The sequence below is a fragment of the Paenibacillus sp. RC73 genome (assembly GCF_044908085.1).
Lineage (GTDB): Bacteria > Bacillota > Bacilli > Paenibacillales > Paenibacillaceae > Paenibacillus > Paenibacillus terrae_A.
In genome coordinates, this window is sequence record NZ_JBIYCV010000011.1 from 103,244 (window position 1) to 119,828 (window position 16,585).

Below are 16,585 nucleotides of genomic sequence, written 5' to 3' on the forward strand. Positions count from 1 at the left end.
GCTATACTATTTTATATTATTCCTAGCGAAATACTTGTAATTTGATAGAATAATAGCTTGTTCCTCTCAAACTGTCAATCTATCTTAAATGTATTTAGCCACAATCCATATAATCATACCCGCGAGGTATCTATGGACTTGCAATTAGGGTACCAAATGATAGATGATGGAAGAGGGCCTTTTAGCAGAAAATAGGGCTAAAGATAGAGAGGATACCGACAAAAAATAGACCGGATTTACCGTATTTTTGTATATTATTGTAGAAAAAGATCGTAATTCAGGTTATAGTAAAGGGAGAAATTAACTAGGATGCGTTTCACCCAAATACGATTTTGTGGAGGGAAACATGAGTACATTTAAAAATTGGCTAAACACGACTAAAAAGGATCTTGGAGACCAAGTTAAGAAGTTTAAAAATAAAGATTTCATGGAAGCTGTTGTTGCGGGTTGTGCGCTGGTAGCCTTTGCTGATGGTACCATTAGTCCGGAAGAGAAATCAAAGATGGCCGGATACATAAATCTCAGTGAAGAATTGAAAGTGTTTGATATGGGAGAGGTCATTAGCCGTTTCAATCACTATGTAGCGAACTTTGAATTTTCGCCTGAAATCGGCAAACAGGAAGCACTCAAAGCGATTGGCAAATTGAAAGGCAAGCCTGAAGTGGGCCGACTCGTCGTTGGCGTATGTAGTGCCATTGGTGCTGCTGACGGTGACTTTGATGCAGATGAACAACGAATTGTCGCTGAAATTTGCGGTGCGCTGGGTTTGAATCCGTCTGAATTTAGTCTGTAAATTTTACGGAAGGGAGGTGTGTTAATCAATGGCTGTAATTAATCTGGTTAAGGGCCAGAAAATTGATTTGACCAAAGGAAACGCAGGTCTAACCAAAGTTATTGCCGGATTGGGATGGGACCCGGTGCAGTCCAAAGGATTTTTTGGCATCAAGAAGCAACCAAATATTGATTGTGACGCTTCTGCCATTTTACTGGACGCAAACGGAAAACTGACTCAATCGGATAACGTAGTATGCTTCCACAATAAAAAAAGCCCATGCGGCTCTATCGTACATTCCGGTGATAATTTGACTGGACAAGGTGACGGTGATGATGAACAAATTGTGATTGACTTGGCACGTATTCCTGCCAGTGTCCACAAAGTGCTTGTTGTTGTAAATATATATGATTGCGTAAACCGGAAACAGGATTTTGGCATGATCGAGAAAGCGTATATCCGCATTCTGGACGGTGCTAATTCCAAGGAACTGGTGACGTTTAATTTATCTGATAATTATGAAGGGCTGACTGCATTGGTTTGTGGAGAACTCTATCGTCATAACGACGAATGGAAGTTTGCTGCCATCGGTGAAGGTACGAATGCCGTACATATTGATGTGCTGGCTCAGCGCTACATGTAATTTTATTTTACGAATACAAAACTTAATTATGGAAAAGGGGTTCTTATCATGGCAATTAACTTATCCAAAGGTCAAAAGATTGATTTGACGAAAACAAATCCGGGCTTGTCCAAAATCACGGTTGGTTTGGGTTGGGACACGAACAAATACGACGGCGGCAAGGATTTTGACTTGGACGTATCCGTATTTTTGGCTAATGCAGAAGGTAAAGTAGAATCGGATAAGAACTTCGTCTTTTTCAATAACCCACAAAATGAGAACGGTTCTGTCGTTCATACTGGGGATAACCGTACGGGTGATGGTGACGGAGATGACGAGCAAATTAAAATTGATTTGGGTAGCGTGCCAGCTAACGTAGAAAAGATCGCTTTTACGATTACAATCTATGAAGCACAAGAACGCAGCCAAAACTTTGGACAAGTGTCCCGTGCTTATGCTCGTATTGTAAATGAAGCGAACAATGAGGAATTGATCCGCTTTGATCTGGGAGAAGATTTCTCGATCGAAACGGGCGTTGTTGTAGGCGAATTGTATCGTCATAGTGGTGAGTGGAAGTTTAATGCCATTGGTAGTGGCTACCAGGATGGTCTTGCAGGGTTGACTCGCGATTATGGTTTGGCGTAACTAAAATCTGTACAAAGAAAGCAGGTATGCGGTATGACCATTAGTCTTTCCAAAGGACAACGCATTGATCTGACCAAAACCAATCCTGGCTTGACCCGTGTTGTCGTAGGTCTTGGATGGGATACGAATAAATACAGCGGTGGCGCTGACTTTGACCTGGATGCTTCGGCTTTCCTGCTTTATGAAGACGGCAAAGCAAAAGCTGCTGATGATTTTGTATTTTACAACAATCCAACTGGCGGAGCAGGATCAGTGACCCATACAGGCGATAACCGCACAGGTGAAGGGGATGGGGATGACGAGCAAATCATCGTTGATTTTTCGAAGATTCCTGCGAACATCCACCGTATCGGGATCACGGTTACCATTTATGATTACGAGGCACGTGCGCAAAACTTTGGTCAAGTGTCCAATGCTTTCGTACGTGTGGTAGACGCAGCGACGGATCGTGAAGTGCTGCGCTACGATTTGGGAGAGGATTTCTCAACCGAAACGGCCGTGGTATTCTGTGAATTTTACCGTCAGAATGCGGACTGGAAATTCCAGGCGATCGGCAGTGGCTTTGCTGGTGGATTGGGTGCGCTTGCTAAAAACTATGGCTTGGACGCTCAATAATATCCACTTGGGGTGGTGTCCATAGGGCGCTACCCTTTTTTTAAGCCATTGAATTGGCGTGCGCTGACACATGACAAACGGACAGAAAGGTGACACAATCATGGCTGTTATCGTAGTAAAGGGACAGAAGGCGGATTTGACGAAAACGAATCCGGGTCTGACCCAGGTCAACGTAGGGATCGGCTGGGAGTCCCCAGCGGCTCTGGAACTGGATACTTCGGCATTTTTGTTAGGCTCTGGAGGAAAAGTGTCAAGCGATGAGGATTTAATTTTTTATAACAATCCGACCACGCCCTTTATCACATATTCAGACGGACAACAGTCCGGTGACAAAAAGCAATTTGCCCTTGATCTGACGCGAATTCCTGCAAACATCGAGAAGATTGCGTTCACGCTGACGATTTATGATGCGGATCAGAAACGGCAAAATTTTGGACAGGTTCAAGGCGGGTTCATTCGTTTTGCTCATCCGGTTAGCGGAGAGGTTTTGCGGTTTAATTTGGACAGCGGATTTACAGTGGAAACGGCCATTGTCATTGGTGAACTGTATCGTCATAACGGGGAATGGAAATTCAACGCGATTGGCGCAGGTTTTTCCGGTGGATTGGATGCGTTGTGCGTTAATTTTGGGATTGAAGTGGAAAATAATCCGGCTCCGCCGCCAGTGCCTACACCACCTCCAACTCCTCAGCCAGTACCAACACCGCCGCCAGCACCTCCTGCTCCGAAGCCAGAGCCATCTGCAACACCGGTGAATCTGAATCTGCGCAAAATTGAGCTGAAGAAGAAGGGCGACACCATCAACCTGAAAAAAGGCTCAGGTGGATTGGGAGAAATCCTGATCAATCTGAACTGGAATCAGGTGCAGCAGAGCAAGGGCTTTTTCAGTCGTGGCTCCAAGGGTGTCGATCTGGATCTGGGCTGCTTGTATGAGATGAAGGACGGGGACAAAGGTGTTGTTCAGGCGCTGGGTGAAGCTTTCGGCTCGCTGAATCGCTTTCCATACATTGCTTTGGACGGCGACGACCGTACTGGATCTGTGAAAACAGGGGAAAATCTCCGCATCAACGGTGCTAAAATTTCTGAAATCAAGCGAATTTTGGTGTTTACCTTCATCTATGAAGGGGTCACGAACTGGTCACAGGCGGACGGGGTAGTCACGTTGTACCAGAAGGACGGACCGGACATTGTCGTTCACCTGAATGAACATGACAACCGCAAGGGGATGTGTGCGATTGCCATGCTCCAAAACGTGAACGATGAGACGTTCAGCATTGAAAGACTCGTGCAGTTCTATGGCGGTCATCGTGAGTTGGATCGTGCACATAACTGGGGCATGCGCTGGTCGCAGGGTAGCAAATAAACTGAATTATCGGAGGCACTCTTTTCATGTTGAATGATTTATTTAAAAATATCAGCGAGAACTACGGCCATTTCTTTTCATGGAGTGATGTTGTAGCTACGCTTTCTGACCCGGTGAGTTGGGGGATTATTGGAACTCTCATTTTGCTGGAAGGTCTTTTGTCGGCGGATAACGCCTTGGTTCTCGCAGTTATGGTTAAGCATTTACCGAAGGAGCAACAGAAGAGAGCCTTATTTTACGGGATTTTGGGTGCGTATATATTCAGGTTCCTCGCGATCGGCTTGGGTACATTCCTGATTAAGTTCACGCTGATTAAGGTGCTGGGTGCGGCTTATCTGCTCTATATCGCTTATAAGGGCTTATTCAAGTCCGAAAGTGACGGAGAAGTGAAAAACAAACCTACTTCTTTCTGGAAAACCGTATTAATGGTCGAGCTGATGGATATTGCCTTCAGTATTGACAGTGTCATTGCCGCTTTTGGTGTAAGCGAACAGGTATGGGTTCTGTTCCTGGGTGGTATTATCGGCGTTCTGATGATGCGCGGTGTTGCACAAGTGTTCCTCAAGCTCATTGATAAATTTCCGGAACTGGAACAGACAGCCTTTATTTTGATCGCCATTATCGGGGGTAAAATGCTGGCTGCTGCTTTTGGCTTTCATATGTCGCAGGTTTTATTCTTCGGCATTTTGATTGCCGTCTTTGTAGGCACCATGTTTATTAGCTCGGCGAAAAGAAAGAAAAAGGCCGACGAAGAGGCTTAATGTACAAAGTATAGCGAAATCCCTCCTGAACTTAAGGGGGGATTTCTTTTATACCCGAGGCACAGGGCTTCAGTCAGGCAAGAAAGAGCAAGAGGAGGAGAAGGCCCTGAAATATTTTAATGATTTGACCTCTGAGGAAGTAGAAGCGATCTTTTGTACGCCGCCGTCAGAATTTAATAACCGATCCCCCAAAAGTATATTGGCTTACGCGATAGGGGCGGCTTTGTACATGCCTGCGACCCGTTCGGAAGTAGCGGAAGAGATCAAGAATGGAAAACATGAAGGATTGACGACGGTCATGCTGGATTTGGAGGATGCCATTGGGGATCAGCAGGTCGGGCAGGCGGAACAGTCGCTGGCACAGCAGTTACTTCAACTATTTTCGTATGTACGGACAGGCGTGATGAGTGAACAGAGTTTACCGCTGCTGTTTGTACGTGTGCGATCTGTGGAACAGCTCGAACGGCTACTGAACGGGTTGGGAGAATCTCTGTCGCTACTGACGGGCTTTGTTTTGCCCAAGTTTTCTTCTGACAATGGACGAGCATATTTTGAACTCATTGCCGGATATAACCGGGGTAAGGCTGAACAGAGCATCCCCGTGTTGTACGGATTACCGATCCTCGAAAGCTCCAACATCATTTACCGGGAAACCCGCTGGAATGAGCTGCTGTCGATCAAAGATATTTTGGACGAGTATCAGGAATATGTGCTGAATGTACGAATTGGGGCAACTGATTTTTCCAGCCTGTTTGGCTTGAGACGTAGCCCGGATATTACAATCTATGAAATTGCCGTCATTCGGGATTGCATCGCTGATATTATTAACTTGTTTGGACGCGTAGATTCGGATTATGTCATTTCCGGTCCTGTGTGGGAATATTTCTCTCATCGGGAACGTGTATTTAAGCCTCAATTAAGAGTGTCGCCCTTTGAGGATGCATTTGGTAAGCAGGGACGCAATCTGCGGATGGACTTCATTTCAGATGCGGTGGACGGACTAATACGAGAGGTCATGATGGACAAGGAAAATGGCATCATCGGCAAAACGATCATCCATCCTTCCCATATTAAGCCGGTACAGGCCATGTACGCAGTGACACATGAAGAGTACATGGATGCCCTCGCGATTGTGGAGCGTAATGACGGTAGTCTGGGTGTATTCAAAAGCACCTATGCCAACAAAATGAATGAAATTAAGCCGCATTTAAATTGGGCTCATCGTATTATAAACAGATCAAAAGTATACGGGGTGTTACATGAACAACAACATTTTGTCAGTCTCTTACCCAACCACGAAAACACATCTGCTGCCTATCCTGGAGCAGTTCAGCGTTAAAATTATGGAAACACATAATCCATTCCGCCTTCCTGTAGACAAGCTGTTTGCGATGGCGGCGCGGGTGAACAAGAAGCGTTCGTTTTTGTTTGTCAGCAAGGTGCTGGGCAAGCATATTCCGGTGAGCCCTTACACCTCTCTGCTGAGTGGTGCGGCGCTGGCTATACTGCTGTACAAGGAGCTTGTCCCACAGGCGGGACAACAGATGGATGAGCTGATTGGAGAGGCTGTGAAGGGACTTCTGGATTCGGACTATGCCCAAGAAGCCTATCGTAAGCTGATGGACGAACGTTTGGCTTTTGCGGAGCCGATCAAGTTTGTTGGCTTTGCCGAGACGGCTACGGCGCTGGGACACGCCATGTATCAGGTGTTTGCGGACGGTGCTTCGTATATTCATACGACGCGCGAGGATATTCCGGGTCTTCAGCCGATCATTCGATTTGAAGAAGAACATTCGCATGCTGTTGATCATCGCTGCTATGCGCTGGATGAGCATGCATTTGCGGGAGACGGCCCCATTGTGCTGGTAGATGATGAAATTACGACGGGCAAAACGACCCTTAATATTATTCGGGATATTCAGGCACATTTTCCAAGAAAGCAATATGTGATTGCTTCGTTATTGGATTGGCGGACAGACAGCGATGAGCAGGCTTTCACCGATCTGGAGGCAGAGCTGGGCATTACGATTACGCCTTTAAGCTTGCTCAAAGGAAAGATTGAGGTACAGGGAGTGCCGATGCTGGATCACGCAGAATACGCTGGGCGAGCCGGGCATGCAGAACATGCTGCTACTAGCATAGCAGAGGATACGACAGACGCTTCTGGAATAATTGACCACTGTTTTGCAGAGGATGCGTCTGGTTTTGAACGGGTAGTACACAGCTCGATTTCAACGGACGGATATGCCAATCAGGCTCCTTATTTGAAATATACAGGTCGTTTCGGCCTGCAATCCGTCGATAATGTTGCGTTGGATGCGGAAATTACGTGTACTGCGGAACGATTGAAGAAGCTTCGCTCAGGGCAGCGCACGCTGGTGATGGGTACGGGGGAATTTATGTACATTCCGATGCGGATTGCTGCGGAGCTAGGCCCGAATGTGCATTATCAGTCGACAACGCGCAGCCCGGTTTACCCCCATCGTGAGGAAGGGTATGGCGTAGTTTGTGGTGTACCTTATCCCTCACCTGATGATGGGACGGTGCGCAATTTTATTTATAATGTAGATCCTGGTCAGTATGACGAGATCTTTGTATTGATCGAAAGGGAGTCGGACGCGCAGCGAATGCAGCCCATGCTGGATGCTTTGACCCGTCTTGGCTGCGACCAAGTGCATGTCGTTTATTTTAACCGATTAACTGGGCCGGAGAGTAAAGGAGAGCGGATATGAAGCAGACACTCATTAAGCAAATACAACAGAAGAACATTCATCCGCCCGAACCGTTGGGGAGCTATCCTGCATCGGATGTGACATTTTTATTGAAGGATTTGAGCCGTGTTACGTTGGAAAAAGGGACCGAGGATCGTGAAGAGGCGATTCAGTCGGGAGTCCATTATTCAGAAATGCTTCCGGTGGAATATGAGCCTACAGCGGAGTATATTGCACTGTTTCACGAAACGCTTGACCAATCGGCCGAAAAAGTCGCGTTAGCCGCAGCTTCTGTGGCTGAAATGATTGTGAGAAAAAGGGGCCTGAACACGGCGATTGTTTCGCTTGCCAGAGCAGGAACTCCCATCGGTATCTTGATCAAGCGGTATATTGACTGGAAGTATGGCGTTTCCCTGCCGCATTACAGCATTTCCATTATTCGCGGCAAAGGCATTGACCGGAATGCTATTTTGTATATTTTACAGCAGCATGGGCTGGATATTGAGCTCCAGTTTGTCGATGGCTGGACGGGAAAAGGTGCGATTCGGCAGGTGCTGATTGAGGCTTGCCGTGAGATGAACGCAGATTACGGATTGCGCCTGAATGATGATCTGGCGGTGCTGGCCGATCCGGGTAGCTGCTCGGATACCTTCGGTACACGGGAAGATTATTTGATCCCGAGCGCTTGTCTGAATTCGACCGTATCGGGTTTGATGAGCCGGACGGTATTGCGCGACGATCTGATAGGACCGGACGATTTCCATGGGGCCAAATTTTATGAATCCTGGCGGTCGGTCGACCAGTCCAATACGTTTGTGGATACGGTTTCCGGTTACTATCAAGACGTGGCTGAAACTGCCGTTGCGTATGCTGAACAGATGACATTGAATCCACCTGTGGTGACGTGGCAGGGCTTACGGGATATCGAGGCGATTCAAGAGGCTTTTGGTATTCGGGATATCAATCTGGTAAAGCCCGGTGTGGGGGAGACGACCCGTGTGCTGCTGCGCAGGGTGCCATGGAAAATCCTGATTGACCGTGAAGATAATCCGAATCTTCGGCATATTATACTGCTGGCAAAGGACCGGGGAGTGCCTGTCGAGGTGTTTGAAGGTCTGACCTATTCCTGCTGCGGGATCATCAAGCCGCTCAAGGGAGGACAAGAATGATCTACGCAAGCGATCTGGATCAGACGCTAATTTACTCCAAACGCTCGCTTGGCGTGCCGTTGGAGTCGCCTGGGCTGCTGCCTGCGGAACACATTGAAGGGGAAACAGCGGCGTTTATTTCAGCACAGGCCCTCCAACTGCTGAAGACGCTGCCGTCAGACGTGATGTTTATACCTGTGACGACTCGCACGATGGCACAGTATGGACGGATCATGGTGTTTCAAACGGAGCTGGTTCCGGCGTATGCCGTGACCAGTAATGGCGGTAACATCATCGTCGGAGGCGAGGTGGATCGGGAGTGGAATCGTCGCATTCACGAGCAGGTACGTCGAGATGGTGCTAATGCGGAAGAAGCACGTCATGTATTCGGACAGGTGCTGCATGAGGATTGGGTTAGGAGTGAGCGTTTCTGCGACGAGTTATTTTACGCATTCGTTATAGAACGAGATCGGATGCCGCTGGAACAGGTGCTGGAGAAGGCGCGAATCATGCGTGAACTGGGCTGGGAGGTATCCATTCAAGGGCGTAAGGTGTATCTGGTGCCTGCGGCCGTGAATAAACAGGCAGCCGTGGAGCATATCCGTAACCTCACGGATGGGGGGCCAATCATTGCGTCCGGCGATTCTTTGCTGGACCGTTGTCTGCTGGACTATGCCGACTATGCAATTGCTCCACGTCATGGCGAACTGTACCGGGAACAGCTGCGGGATGAGCTGGAGGTCAATTACCGTTTTACGGATGTGTCGGGTGTATATGCTGCGGACGAGATTATGGCCTATGTCCATGAAATACAGTTCATTTCAAGACAGAAAGGGGGCAAGGCTCTGTGAAGAAGCTCAAGGTGTATTTTAACCGCTGGTTTTCGGTGGCGTATCATTATATGAATGCGATTCGTAACAATGAGGACGGTATTCCGTTCGAAATCTATGCGACGCACTCGGACCCGCAGCATATGGCATTACAGGCCAGTGATGTGGCTGAGGTGGAGCCGCGCACAAGTGGCGTGGAGTATGCACGTTATTGTGCGGATTTTTGCCAGCGTCACGGAATTGATGTATTTATTCCACGGTGGAATATGCTCGATATTAGCAAGAATCTTCATCTGTTCGACGAAATTGGAACGAAGGTCATCGTATGCCGGGATACCGAACTGCTGGAACAGTTGATGGAAAAGGATTTATTTTACGAATCCATTCGCCAAAAGGATATTGTCACGATTCCCGATTATGCCATTGCCAGCAATGCAGAGCAGTTTAAACAGGCTTATGAGACGTTAACGGCACGCGAGCATAAGGTATGCTTCAAGCCATGTAATGCAGAGGGCGGAATGGGTTTTCGCATCATTGACAACGAGCGTAATCCACTGGAGGAGCTGTTCGGACATGCGCTGAACCATATCTCGTTCGAAGAGGCATATCGTGTATTGTCATCGACAGAGTCGTTCCCCAACCTGATGGTGATGGAGCTGCTGGAGGGCTATGAATACAGTATTGATTGCCTGGCTGACCGAAACGGAAAGCTGCTGGCAGCAGTTCCGCGCAGGAAGGCGGGAGGGCGATTACGGTTGCTGGAGCACCATACCGAGCTGCTGGATGTGGCGCATAAGGTCGCTGATGCATATCACATTCCGTACAATTATAACATTCAGGTAAAATATAACGGCGAGCGTCCCAAACTGCTGGAAATCAATCCGCGGATGTCTGGTGGACTACATGTGTCATGCTTGTCCGGCATCAATTTTCCTTATCTGGCGGTGAAATCGGCTTTGGGTAACGAGGTCGGTCCGCTTCATCCGCAATACGACATTTTAGCCAGTCACATCGAGCAGCCGATCACCATACGTAAATCCTTACATTGACATATGTAGAGTGTGTTTTCTACAATATGGTAAGGGTTTACGTCAGGAGGTACAAGCTATGACGTCAAAAATGTGGGGAACCACGATTGCCGTGGCCAGCTATCTGATTGCGCTTTTGCTAAGTTTTTGGTTACCGTTGTTTGTGTGTTTGGCGATTCCGGTCATTTGCTTAGGGGGATACAACGCCATTATGGCTATCCGCCATCCCCGTCCCAATCTGACGGGTTCCGTTATTCCGGTAGTACAGGAACAAGCTGTTGAGACACAGCAAATTGAAAGGGAAGCCTCGGAACCAACGGAGCCAGTGACTGAGAAACCACGCTTATCAGAACAGGTGAGCAGCGAATTTGCTCAGGTCATGGAGTATCTGGAGGTATTGGAGGATATGGTAATCTCCGAGGGGCAAAAGGATGCGCTCGATAACGAGATCGTCGAGAAGGCATTGGCTCTGTTCGCACGTTTACAGCGGGTGATTCCGCTTTTGCATGAATTAAATAACAGCGAAGTAAACCACACCGTTCGGAGGCTGATTTTGAAGGACCTGAATGGACTGATTAATCCGTTTCTCCGGCTCAGCGGTGATGCCAAGCGAACCAACCGGAGAACGTTATTAAACGGCTTGCGGGATGTGGATAGCAAAATATCGGTGATTGTATCCACGGTGGAGCACAAGGATCTGCTTGAATTACAAACCAAAGCCGAGCTGATTCACCAGCGTTATAGCAGTTTCGAATTGTAGGCTATTTAAGAAACAGCAGCATAGCTGCTCTGAACAATAACTATTAGCCGTTGGTTAACAGTTATTGTGTAGAATAGGAGGTAGCGTTATGGCGACCCCATGGGCTGAATTGAAAAAAGAAGACGAACAAAAGGTGACCGAGGAGGCTTCACTGCTCATTCAGAAGGTGTCACAGAGCGATGTCATGAGTCTGGATACCTTAATGGACGACATCGGGAAGCTGGGGGTTAAAACGCAGGAGCGTGCGGGACAGACTCTTAAAATGCTGGATCGCCCGGTGAACGACCTCATGTCCGGCGACCGGGCCGAAGTATCGAACATGATCTTAAAGCTGCGGGATGAATGCGAAACGCTCCAGCAGAGCAAAAATGTGAGCTTTTTCGGCAAGCTTCTACGGAAAAGCCCGCTGAAGAACTACATTTACAAATATCAGTCCGTCAAAACAAACATCGAGCAAATCATTACAGCCTTGAGAGACGGTAAGGACAATCTGGAAGAAAATATCGTCAGCATGAGGCAGTTGAAAAAGGCTTCCATTGAGGAAATCTACAATTTGCAGACGAAGATCGCCTTTGGCAATCGGTTGAAGGAGCTGTTCGAGACTGAGATTGCCAAGCCGGAGAATGAAACGCGGAAGCCTCATCTGGAACGGGGATTGCGCAAGGTGGTTACTCGCACGCAGTCGATGACCGAAATGATTTTGCTCTACAATCAAGCGATTGCGGCAACGGATATTATTAATGATAATAATGATAAACTGATTGATTCTGTGAATAATGCCATTGATAAAACGTCGAATTTGATCACTGTATCGGCTATGATTGCGATGGCGCTGGCGGATCAGGACAAAATCATTTCAGCCGTGGATGCCACGAATCGTACGATTGAGAATCAATTCAAGGAAAATGCCAAGCTTCTCAAAACGACGACCGAGAGAACGACCGATCTGCTTAGCAAGCCTTCGATGTCACTGGAGTCTGTGAATCAGGCGATTGGGGATTTGGTATCTGCTTTGGATCTGTCCGAAAAATCCAACCGTCAAATTATTGAAAGCTGCCATGATTATACGAGCAAAATGACGGCAATCAACGCCAACCTCAGCCAACGTCTAGGTATAGAAGGGAAGGAACAGCCCAAGAGTTTGAAGGATAAAGATTCTTCCGAAGGACTAAGCTCGTTTCTGAACTGATTTTACAAATGTAGAATAATGGACCTAACCTATTGAAAAGACGCCAGGGCGATCCTGAAAGGCGTCTTTTTTGGTTTGGGGGCAGCCAATAAAGGACATGATAATCATACATAGCAATCTCGTGCATAAACTCTTAAAAAGTGAAATGACAAAGGAGAGAACGAGCGTATGATGTCCTTTATTTTGGGGTGTGTGATTGTCTATCTGCTTGTAGCTGCCAGTAGTGAAAAAGCTGATTCTATTGTGGAATTAAATGATGCTGTGAAATAAATTTTTTTATTGAAAATCATGCATTTTCTGATAGGATAGAGTTAAATATTGGAATCCCAAAGGAGAATGCATGCTGGAATTTTCATTTGAAATCATCGACGAATCGAAAATCAACATTGTGTATCAGTATGGGAGCAGCAGCTTTAATTTCAATTTGTTTTTTAATTACGGTGTATGGACGCTGCATCCTTTTGACGGAATTCTGTTGCAAAACAAGGAAATGTGCCGTCTGATCGTGGCGGACCTGTTTAAGAACAAAGATTTTCATGTCATGCTGGTACGGGAAAATATTTTGTTGTCAGCCTTGCGTACCTCTATTGATCTCAATCCAGAAACCCGGGGAGAGCGATACCAAGAGCAGGAGCCAGATGAACTGTCTGAATTTGCTGGGGCACACAGCTTTGAAGATGTGCTGCATATGGAGCAGGATTCCATCCGCCAGCGTATCGAATTTTTCCAGAACATTATTCAAAAAATGTATATGGAAGGATTCGGCCCGGAAGACAGCGACTTTAACAAGGTACAAGCTATGATCCGAATTTACAAAGATGCGCATGACCAGCTTGGAGATTTGAGCGACTTTCCCCTGAGAGGCGACGAACGCCGCAGATGGTAGATTAGACGGACTAAGGCAAACATCATAGAGGAGCGTGGGGAATATGAGCGGTATTTCTTTGCTTAAAAAGAATGCGCAACTGGTACTGACTAAAAAGAATCTAACGAATGTGACTGCGAGAGTTGGATTGGTGCTCGATATTTCAGGATCTATGAGAAGTTTGTACAAAAATGGAACCGTTCAAAAGGTGTTGGAGCGAATTGTCGCGGTAGCGAGTTCTTTGGATGATGATGGTGTGCTGGACGTATGGGTGTATGATCACCGTTTTTCGCGTTTGCCGTCCGTTACCGAAAATGACGTTGATAGCTATGTTGAAAGACACATTTTGTCCAATGATTATTTGCCCAAGTTCGGTCGTAATGATGAGCCGCCTGTAATGCGGGATGTCATCGCCAAATACACCAAGGAAGAGCCTTTTGCTGATCCGGCTTTTGTTATTTTTATTAATGATGGCGGTGTGAAACGTGGAAAAGGAGACAACATCGACAACGCGGTAATTGATTCGTCAGGAGAACCGATTTTCTGGCAATTTATCGGTGTGGGTGAGTCCGATTTTGGCGTATTAAAAAAGCTCGACAACATAGAAGGTCGTGTGGTAGATAACGCTAACTTTTTTCAAATCCAAGATATCGAATCTATGGAAGACAATGCATTGTACGAACTATTGCTTAACGAGTTCCCTTTATGGCTGCAAGAAGCGAAAGACAAGCATATTTATTAAGCTTAGTAGGCCTTGTAATGTGAGATTTCTACAAAGCTTGAGTTGAAAAATAGATATTAAAAAAAGAGAGTCCCACGAATAAACTTCGCGGAACTCTCTTTTTTTGTATTGTCTAGGGGCAGGCCAAGTTTAACCACTTGGCCTACCCCTCTTTCCACCCCTACACCCTTCTAAAACGTATAGAAGCTCTACGGCGGTTGCCAGCGGAGCGGGCAGAATTGTTCTGAAGAAGCGAAGCGTTCGTCTTTATTCCCGGATTTCACCCTTTACAGGCTCTTATTCAAAAGAAATCCGGGAATAACAGCGATCGGAAGAACAATCTGCACGCGCAGCGCCTACCAACCGTAAGAAAGCTTCTCACACGCTTTAACCTATTCCCATTAAAACCAGCGAGCAAAGCACAAGCCCCGTACCGCATCCCGAGGTGTACACCTTGAGATGTCGGAACACAGACGTTTTCCAGGCAGTTAGAGACTCATCCGAACGCAAGCGTTCGTTTTCCTCCTGTAGTGCCTTGGATTGTCGGATGAACAGATGTCTGATGTCGGCGAATCCCCGCAGGAAGAGGGTGAGAAACCCGCTTTGCAGGACGTGGAAGATTGCGCCGATCACCAAGCCCAGCAAGCCCAACAGGAATAGCAGATTCGCGGTAGCCATATTTTCACGGCCATCCAGAAGATGGGGTGAGGCGTACAGATAGCCAAAGGTACCGATGATCAGGGCCGTTATCCCGAAACGAAAAAACATTATTTTTCGACCCGTTTGGCAAAACGAAGGTCCGGGTTCGAACGAGCGTCAAATACGATGCCTTGAACTTTAGGACTGATCAATGCCGTGTCCGCAGAGAACTGGATCGGGATAATTGGCAGATCCTCCATCAATACGTCCTCAGCCTGATGAAGCTGCTCGAAGCGTTTTGCCGGATCAAGCTCGAAGGTAGAAGATTCGATCAGCTTGTCATACTCCGGATTGCTCCAGTTGGTAAAGTTGTTCGAGTTTTTGGAAGTGTAGTGTCCCAATACGCCGAGCGGATCAAGGAAGTTTCCTTCCCAGCCCATGCGGGCGATCTGGAAGTTCTTTTGTTTAAAGGTATCAATGTACGTTTTCCATTCCTGATTTTCCAGCGTCACTTCAACACCCAGGTTCGTTTTCAGCATTTCCTGAATCGCTTCAGCTACTTTTTTATGCTTGTCCGAAGTGTTGTACTTGAAGGTGATCGGTGGCAGTTGGGCCAAACCTTCTTCTTTCAGACCTTCGGCCAGCAATTGTTTTGCTTTTGCAGCATCAAACTCATAGTATTTCTTCGGCGCTTCATCACGGAAGTCCTTACCGGATGGAGTTGTTGTTCCGTATGGTACGTATCCGTAAGCCGGAGTTTCGCCACCTTTGGTTACGTTGGTCGCCAGGATTTCACGGTCAATCGCGTAAGCAATGGCCTGTCTGATTTTTTTATTGTCAAAAGGCTTTTGTTTTACGTTAAAAGAATACGTGTACACACTGAAAGATGGATGCGACAAAAATTCCTTGTTGCTCTTCTCCTGATCCAGCGTGTCAACGGGAAGACCCAAAATCAGGTCCAGATCGCCTGTTTTGTACATTTGATAATAGGTTGTGGAGTCTTGAACCATTTTAAAGTTAATCGTTGCCATCGTAATGGCATCTTTGTTCCAGTATTGATCGTTTTTCGCCAATGTAATTTGCTCATTATGCTTCCATTCCTTGGCTACATACGCGCCGTTGCCGACAATGGTGTTGGCTTCTGCCGCCCATTTGTCGCTTTTCTCAACCACGGATTGGTTTACGGGCAGATACGCATGACCCACTGCGATCGTTGGGAAGAAGCTTAGCGGTGATTTCAGCTCGACCACAAGGGTTTTGTCGTCCTTGGCTGTAACGCCCACATCTTCGACTTTACCTTTGCCTGTGTTGTAGGCTTCGGCTCCCTTGATGTAGTACAGAGCGGAAGGATCGTAGGCAGCCGTTTTCGGATTCAGGACCCGTTTCCAGGAGTATTCAAAATCCTTTGCAGTAAGCGGATCGCCATTCGACCATTTCGCGCCGTCGCGGATGGTGAAGGTGTATGTTTTGCCGTCAGGAGTTACGTCTACTTTGCTGGCAGCGCCCTCTACGATTTTACCGGCTTTGTCATATGTATACAGACCTTCGTACAGGTTATCAATAACAAAGTAGGACGTTGTATCCGATGCAAAAGCAGGGTCCAGTGTATAAGGCTCGCCACCTGCCAGGTTGGCTGTAATTTCCTGTGGAACATCTGCTTGCGGCGCAGCGGCTGGATCATTGCTTGCTGCTTTGTCTGTATTGCCAGAGCATCCGGCCAAAGCCGTTACTGCCAACAGTAAAATGACAGTCATCCAATGCATTTTTTTCATCGTATAATTCCTCCAATAATTTTGTTAGTTATGCAAAATGTAATTTCAAAAGATAAGGTGCACTGTACCGGGATTTATTCATCCTCCTTTCCGACAGGTATGCCGCGTGTGCGCAGTTCCATAAAGGTACTGCCGTTGGTTCTG

17 protein-coding genes are annotated in these 16,585 nt (G+C 47.0%); 15 read left to right on the top strand and 2 right to left on the bottom strand.

Features of this window, described 5'->3' with window-relative positions:
- The first annotated feature begins 346 nt into the window (after positions 1–346).
- The 15 genes from ABH897_RS22660 (at position 347) to ABH897_RS22730 (ending at position 14,051) form a co-directional block, all read left to right on the top strand.
- Positions 347–793, top strand: coding sequence for a tellurite resistance TerB family protein (locus tag ABH897_RS22660; RefSeq protein WP_283654771.1), 447 nt, complete (start codon positions 347–349; stop codon positions 791–793).
- A 28-nt stretch (positions 794–821) separates the two neighbouring features.
- Positions 822–1,415, top strand: coding sequence for a TerD family protein (locus ABH897_RS22665; RefSeq protein WP_283654772.1), 594 nt, complete (start codon positions 822–824; stop codon positions 1,413–1,415).
- Between the two features lie 48 nt (positions 1,416–1,463).
- Complete coding sequence (locus ABH897_RS22670; protein ID WP_044646587.1) at positions 1,464–2,039, top strand: TerD family protein; 576 nt, start codon at positions 1,464–1,466, stop codon at positions 2,037–2,039.
- A gap of 33 nt (positions 2,040–2,072) precedes the next feature.
- The gene (locus ABH897_RS22675; RefSeq protein WP_023987194.1) at positions 2,073–2,654 is read left to right on the top strand and encodes a TerD family protein; all 582 of its coding nucleotides are present in this window, start codon (positions 2,073–2,075) and stop codon (positions 2,652–2,654) included.
- Positions 2,655–2,754: 100 nt separating this feature from the next.
- Positions 2,755–4,017, top strand: coding sequence for a TerD family protein (locus tag ABH897_RS22680; RefSeq protein ID WP_283654773.1), 1,263 nt, complete (start codon positions 2,755–2,757; stop codon positions 4,015–4,017).
- A gap of 26 nt (positions 4,018–4,043) precedes the next feature.
- Positions 4,044–4,778: a TerC family protein gene (locus tag ABH897_RS22685; RefSeq protein ID WP_283654774.1), complete on the top strand. Its 735-nt coding sequence runs from the start codon at positions 4,044–4,046 to the stop codon at positions 4,776–4,778.
- A gap of 124 nt (positions 4,779–4,902) precedes the next feature.
- Positions 4,903–6,117, top strand: a complete 1,215-nt coding sequence (locus tag ABH897_RS22690) for an HpcH/HpaI aldolase/citrate lyase family protein (protein ID WP_283654775.1) — start codon at positions 4,903–4,905, stop codon at positions 6,115–6,117.
- 52 nt (positions 6,118–6,169) lie between these two features.
- Entirely contained in the window at positions 6,170–7,510 is a 1,341-nt protein-coding gene (locus ABH897_RS22695; protein WP_283656203.1) for a phosphoribosyltransferase family protein, read from the top strand.
- Positions 7,507–8,658: a cysteine protease StiP family protein gene (locus ABH897_RS22700; RefSeq protein ID WP_404521097.1), complete on the top strand. Its 1,152-nt coding sequence runs from the start codon at positions 7,507–7,509 to the stop codon at positions 8,656–8,658. The genes ABH897_RS22695 and ABH897_RS22700 overlap by 4 nt, the downstream gene beginning before the upstream one ends.
- Positions 8,655–9,488 (top strand): HAD family hydrolase, encoded by an 834-nt coding sequence (locus ABH897_RS22705; RefSeq protein ID WP_404592737.1) that lies wholly within the window; start codon positions 8,655–8,657, stop codon positions 9,486–9,488. The genes ABH897_RS22700 and ABH897_RS22705 overlap by 4 nt, the downstream gene beginning before the upstream one ends.
- Positions 9,485–10,516: an ATP-grasp domain-containing protein gene (locus ABH897_RS22710; RefSeq protein WP_283654778.1), complete on the top strand. Its 1,032-nt coding sequence runs from the start codon at positions 9,485–9,487 to the stop codon at positions 10,514–10,516. The genes ABH897_RS22705 and ABH897_RS22710 overlap by 4 nt, the downstream gene beginning before the upstream one ends.
- 58 nt (positions 10,517–10,574) lie before the next feature.
- Positions 10,575–11,255 carry a hypothetical protein gene (locus ABH897_RS22715; protein ID WP_283654779.1) on the top strand — a complete coding sequence of 227 codons (681 nt, stop codon included), beginning with the start codon at positions 10,575–10,577 and terminating at the stop codon, positions 11,253–11,255.
- A gap of 88 nt (positions 11,256–11,343) precedes the next feature.
- Positions 11,344–12,444 (top strand): toxic anion resistance protein, encoded by a 1,101-nt coding sequence (locus ABH897_RS22720; RefSeq protein WP_283657626.1) that lies wholly within the window; start codon positions 11,344–11,346, stop codon positions 12,442–12,444.
- A gap of 340 nt (positions 12,445–12,784) precedes the next feature.
- Positions 12,785–13,330: a hypothetical protein gene (locus ABH897_RS22725; protein WP_044646579.1), complete on the top strand. Its 546-nt coding sequence runs from the start codon at positions 12,785–12,787 to the stop codon at positions 13,328–13,330.
- A gap of 43 nt (positions 13,331–13,373) precedes the next feature.
- The gene (locus ABH897_RS22730; RefSeq protein ID WP_404580690.1) at positions 13,374–14,051 is read left to right on the top strand and encodes a vWA domain-containing protein; all 678 of its coding nucleotides are present in this window, start codon (positions 13,374–13,376) and stop codon (positions 14,049–14,051) included.
- 366 nt (positions 14,052–14,417) lie between these two features.
- On the opposite strand, the gene ABH897_RS22735 is transcribed toward ABH897_RS22730, so the two are convergent.
- Together ABH897_RS22735 and ABH897_RS22740 are read right to left on the bottom strand one after the other, a co-directional pair.
- Entirely contained in the window at positions 14,418–14,798 is a 381-nt protein-coding gene (locus tag ABH897_RS22735; RefSeq protein ID WP_283654783.1) for a DUF3899 domain-containing protein, read from the bottom strand.
- Entirely contained in the window at positions 14,798–16,441 is a 1,644-nt protein-coding gene (locus tag ABH897_RS22740; RefSeq protein WP_283654784.1) for a peptide ABC transporter substrate-binding protein, read from the bottom strand. Before ABH897_RS22740 ends, ABH897_RS22735 begins: the two co-directional genes overlap by 1 nt.
- Between the last annotated feature and the right edge of the window lie 144 nt (positions 16,442–16,585).

What these genes read in the sequence shown, in the direction of transcription:
- ABH897_RS22660 (WP_283654771.1), top strand. Translation starts at nt 347, where the DNA reads ATGAGTACATTTAAAAATTGGCTAAACACGACTAAAAAGGATCTTGGA.
- ABH897_RS22665 (WP_283654772.1), top strand. Translation starts at nt 822, where the DNA reads ATGGCTGTAATTAATCTGGTTAAGGGCCAGAAAATTGATTTGACCAAA.
- ABH897_RS22670 (WP_044646587.1), top strand. Translation starts at nt 1,464, where the DNA reads ATGGCAATTAACTTATCCAAAGGTCAAAAGATTGATTTGACGAAAACA.
- ABH897_RS22675 (WP_023987194.1), top strand. Translation starts at nt 2,073, where the DNA reads ATGACCATTAGTCTTTCCAAAGGACAACGCATTGATCTGACCAAAACC.
- ABH897_RS22680 (WP_283654773.1), top strand. Translation starts at nt 2,755, where the DNA reads ATGGCTGTTATCGTAGTAAAGGGACAGAAGGCGGATTTGACGAAAACG.
- ABH897_RS22685 (WP_283654774.1), top strand. Translation starts at nt 4,044, where the DNA reads ATGTTGAATGATTTATTTAAAAATATCAGCGAGAACTACGGCCATTTC.
- ABH897_RS22695 (WP_283656203.1), top strand. Translation starts at nt 6,170, where the DNA reads ATGGCGGCGCGGGTGAACAAGAAGCGTTCGTTTTTGTTTGTCAGCAAG.
- ABH897_RS22700 (WP_404521097.1), top strand. Translation starts at nt 7,507, where the DNA reads ATGAAGCAGACACTCATTAAGCAAATACAACAGAAGAACATTCATCCG.
- ABH897_RS22705 (WP_404592737.1), top strand. Translation starts at nt 8,655, where the DNA reads ATGATCTACGCAAGCGATCTGGATCAGACGCTAATTTACTCCAAACGC.
- ABH897_RS22715 (WP_283654779.1), top strand. Translation starts at nt 10,575, where the DNA reads ATGACGTCAAAAATGTGGGGAACCACGATTGCCGTGGCCAGCTATCTG.
- ABH897_RS22720 (WP_283657626.1), top strand. Translation starts at nt 11,344, where the DNA reads ATGGCGACCCCATGGGCTGAATTGAAAAAAGAAGACGAACAAAAGGTG.
- ABH897_RS22725 (WP_044646579.1), top strand. Translation starts at nt 12,785, where the DNA reads ATGCTGGAATTTTCATTTGAAATCATCGACGAATCGAAAATCAACATT.
- ABH897_RS22730 (WP_404580690.1), top strand. Translation starts at nt 13,374, where the DNA reads ATGAGCGGTATTTCTTTGCTTAAAAAGAATGCGCAACTGGTACTGACT.
- ABH897_RS22735 (WP_283654783.1), bottom strand. Translation starts at nt 14,798, where the DNA reads ATGTTTTTTCGTTTCGGGATAACGGCCCTGATCATCGGTACCTTTGGC.
- ABH897_RS22740 (WP_283654784.1), bottom strand. Translation starts at nt 16,441, where the DNA reads ATGAAAAAAATGCATTGGATGACTGTCATTTTACTGTTGGCAGTAACG.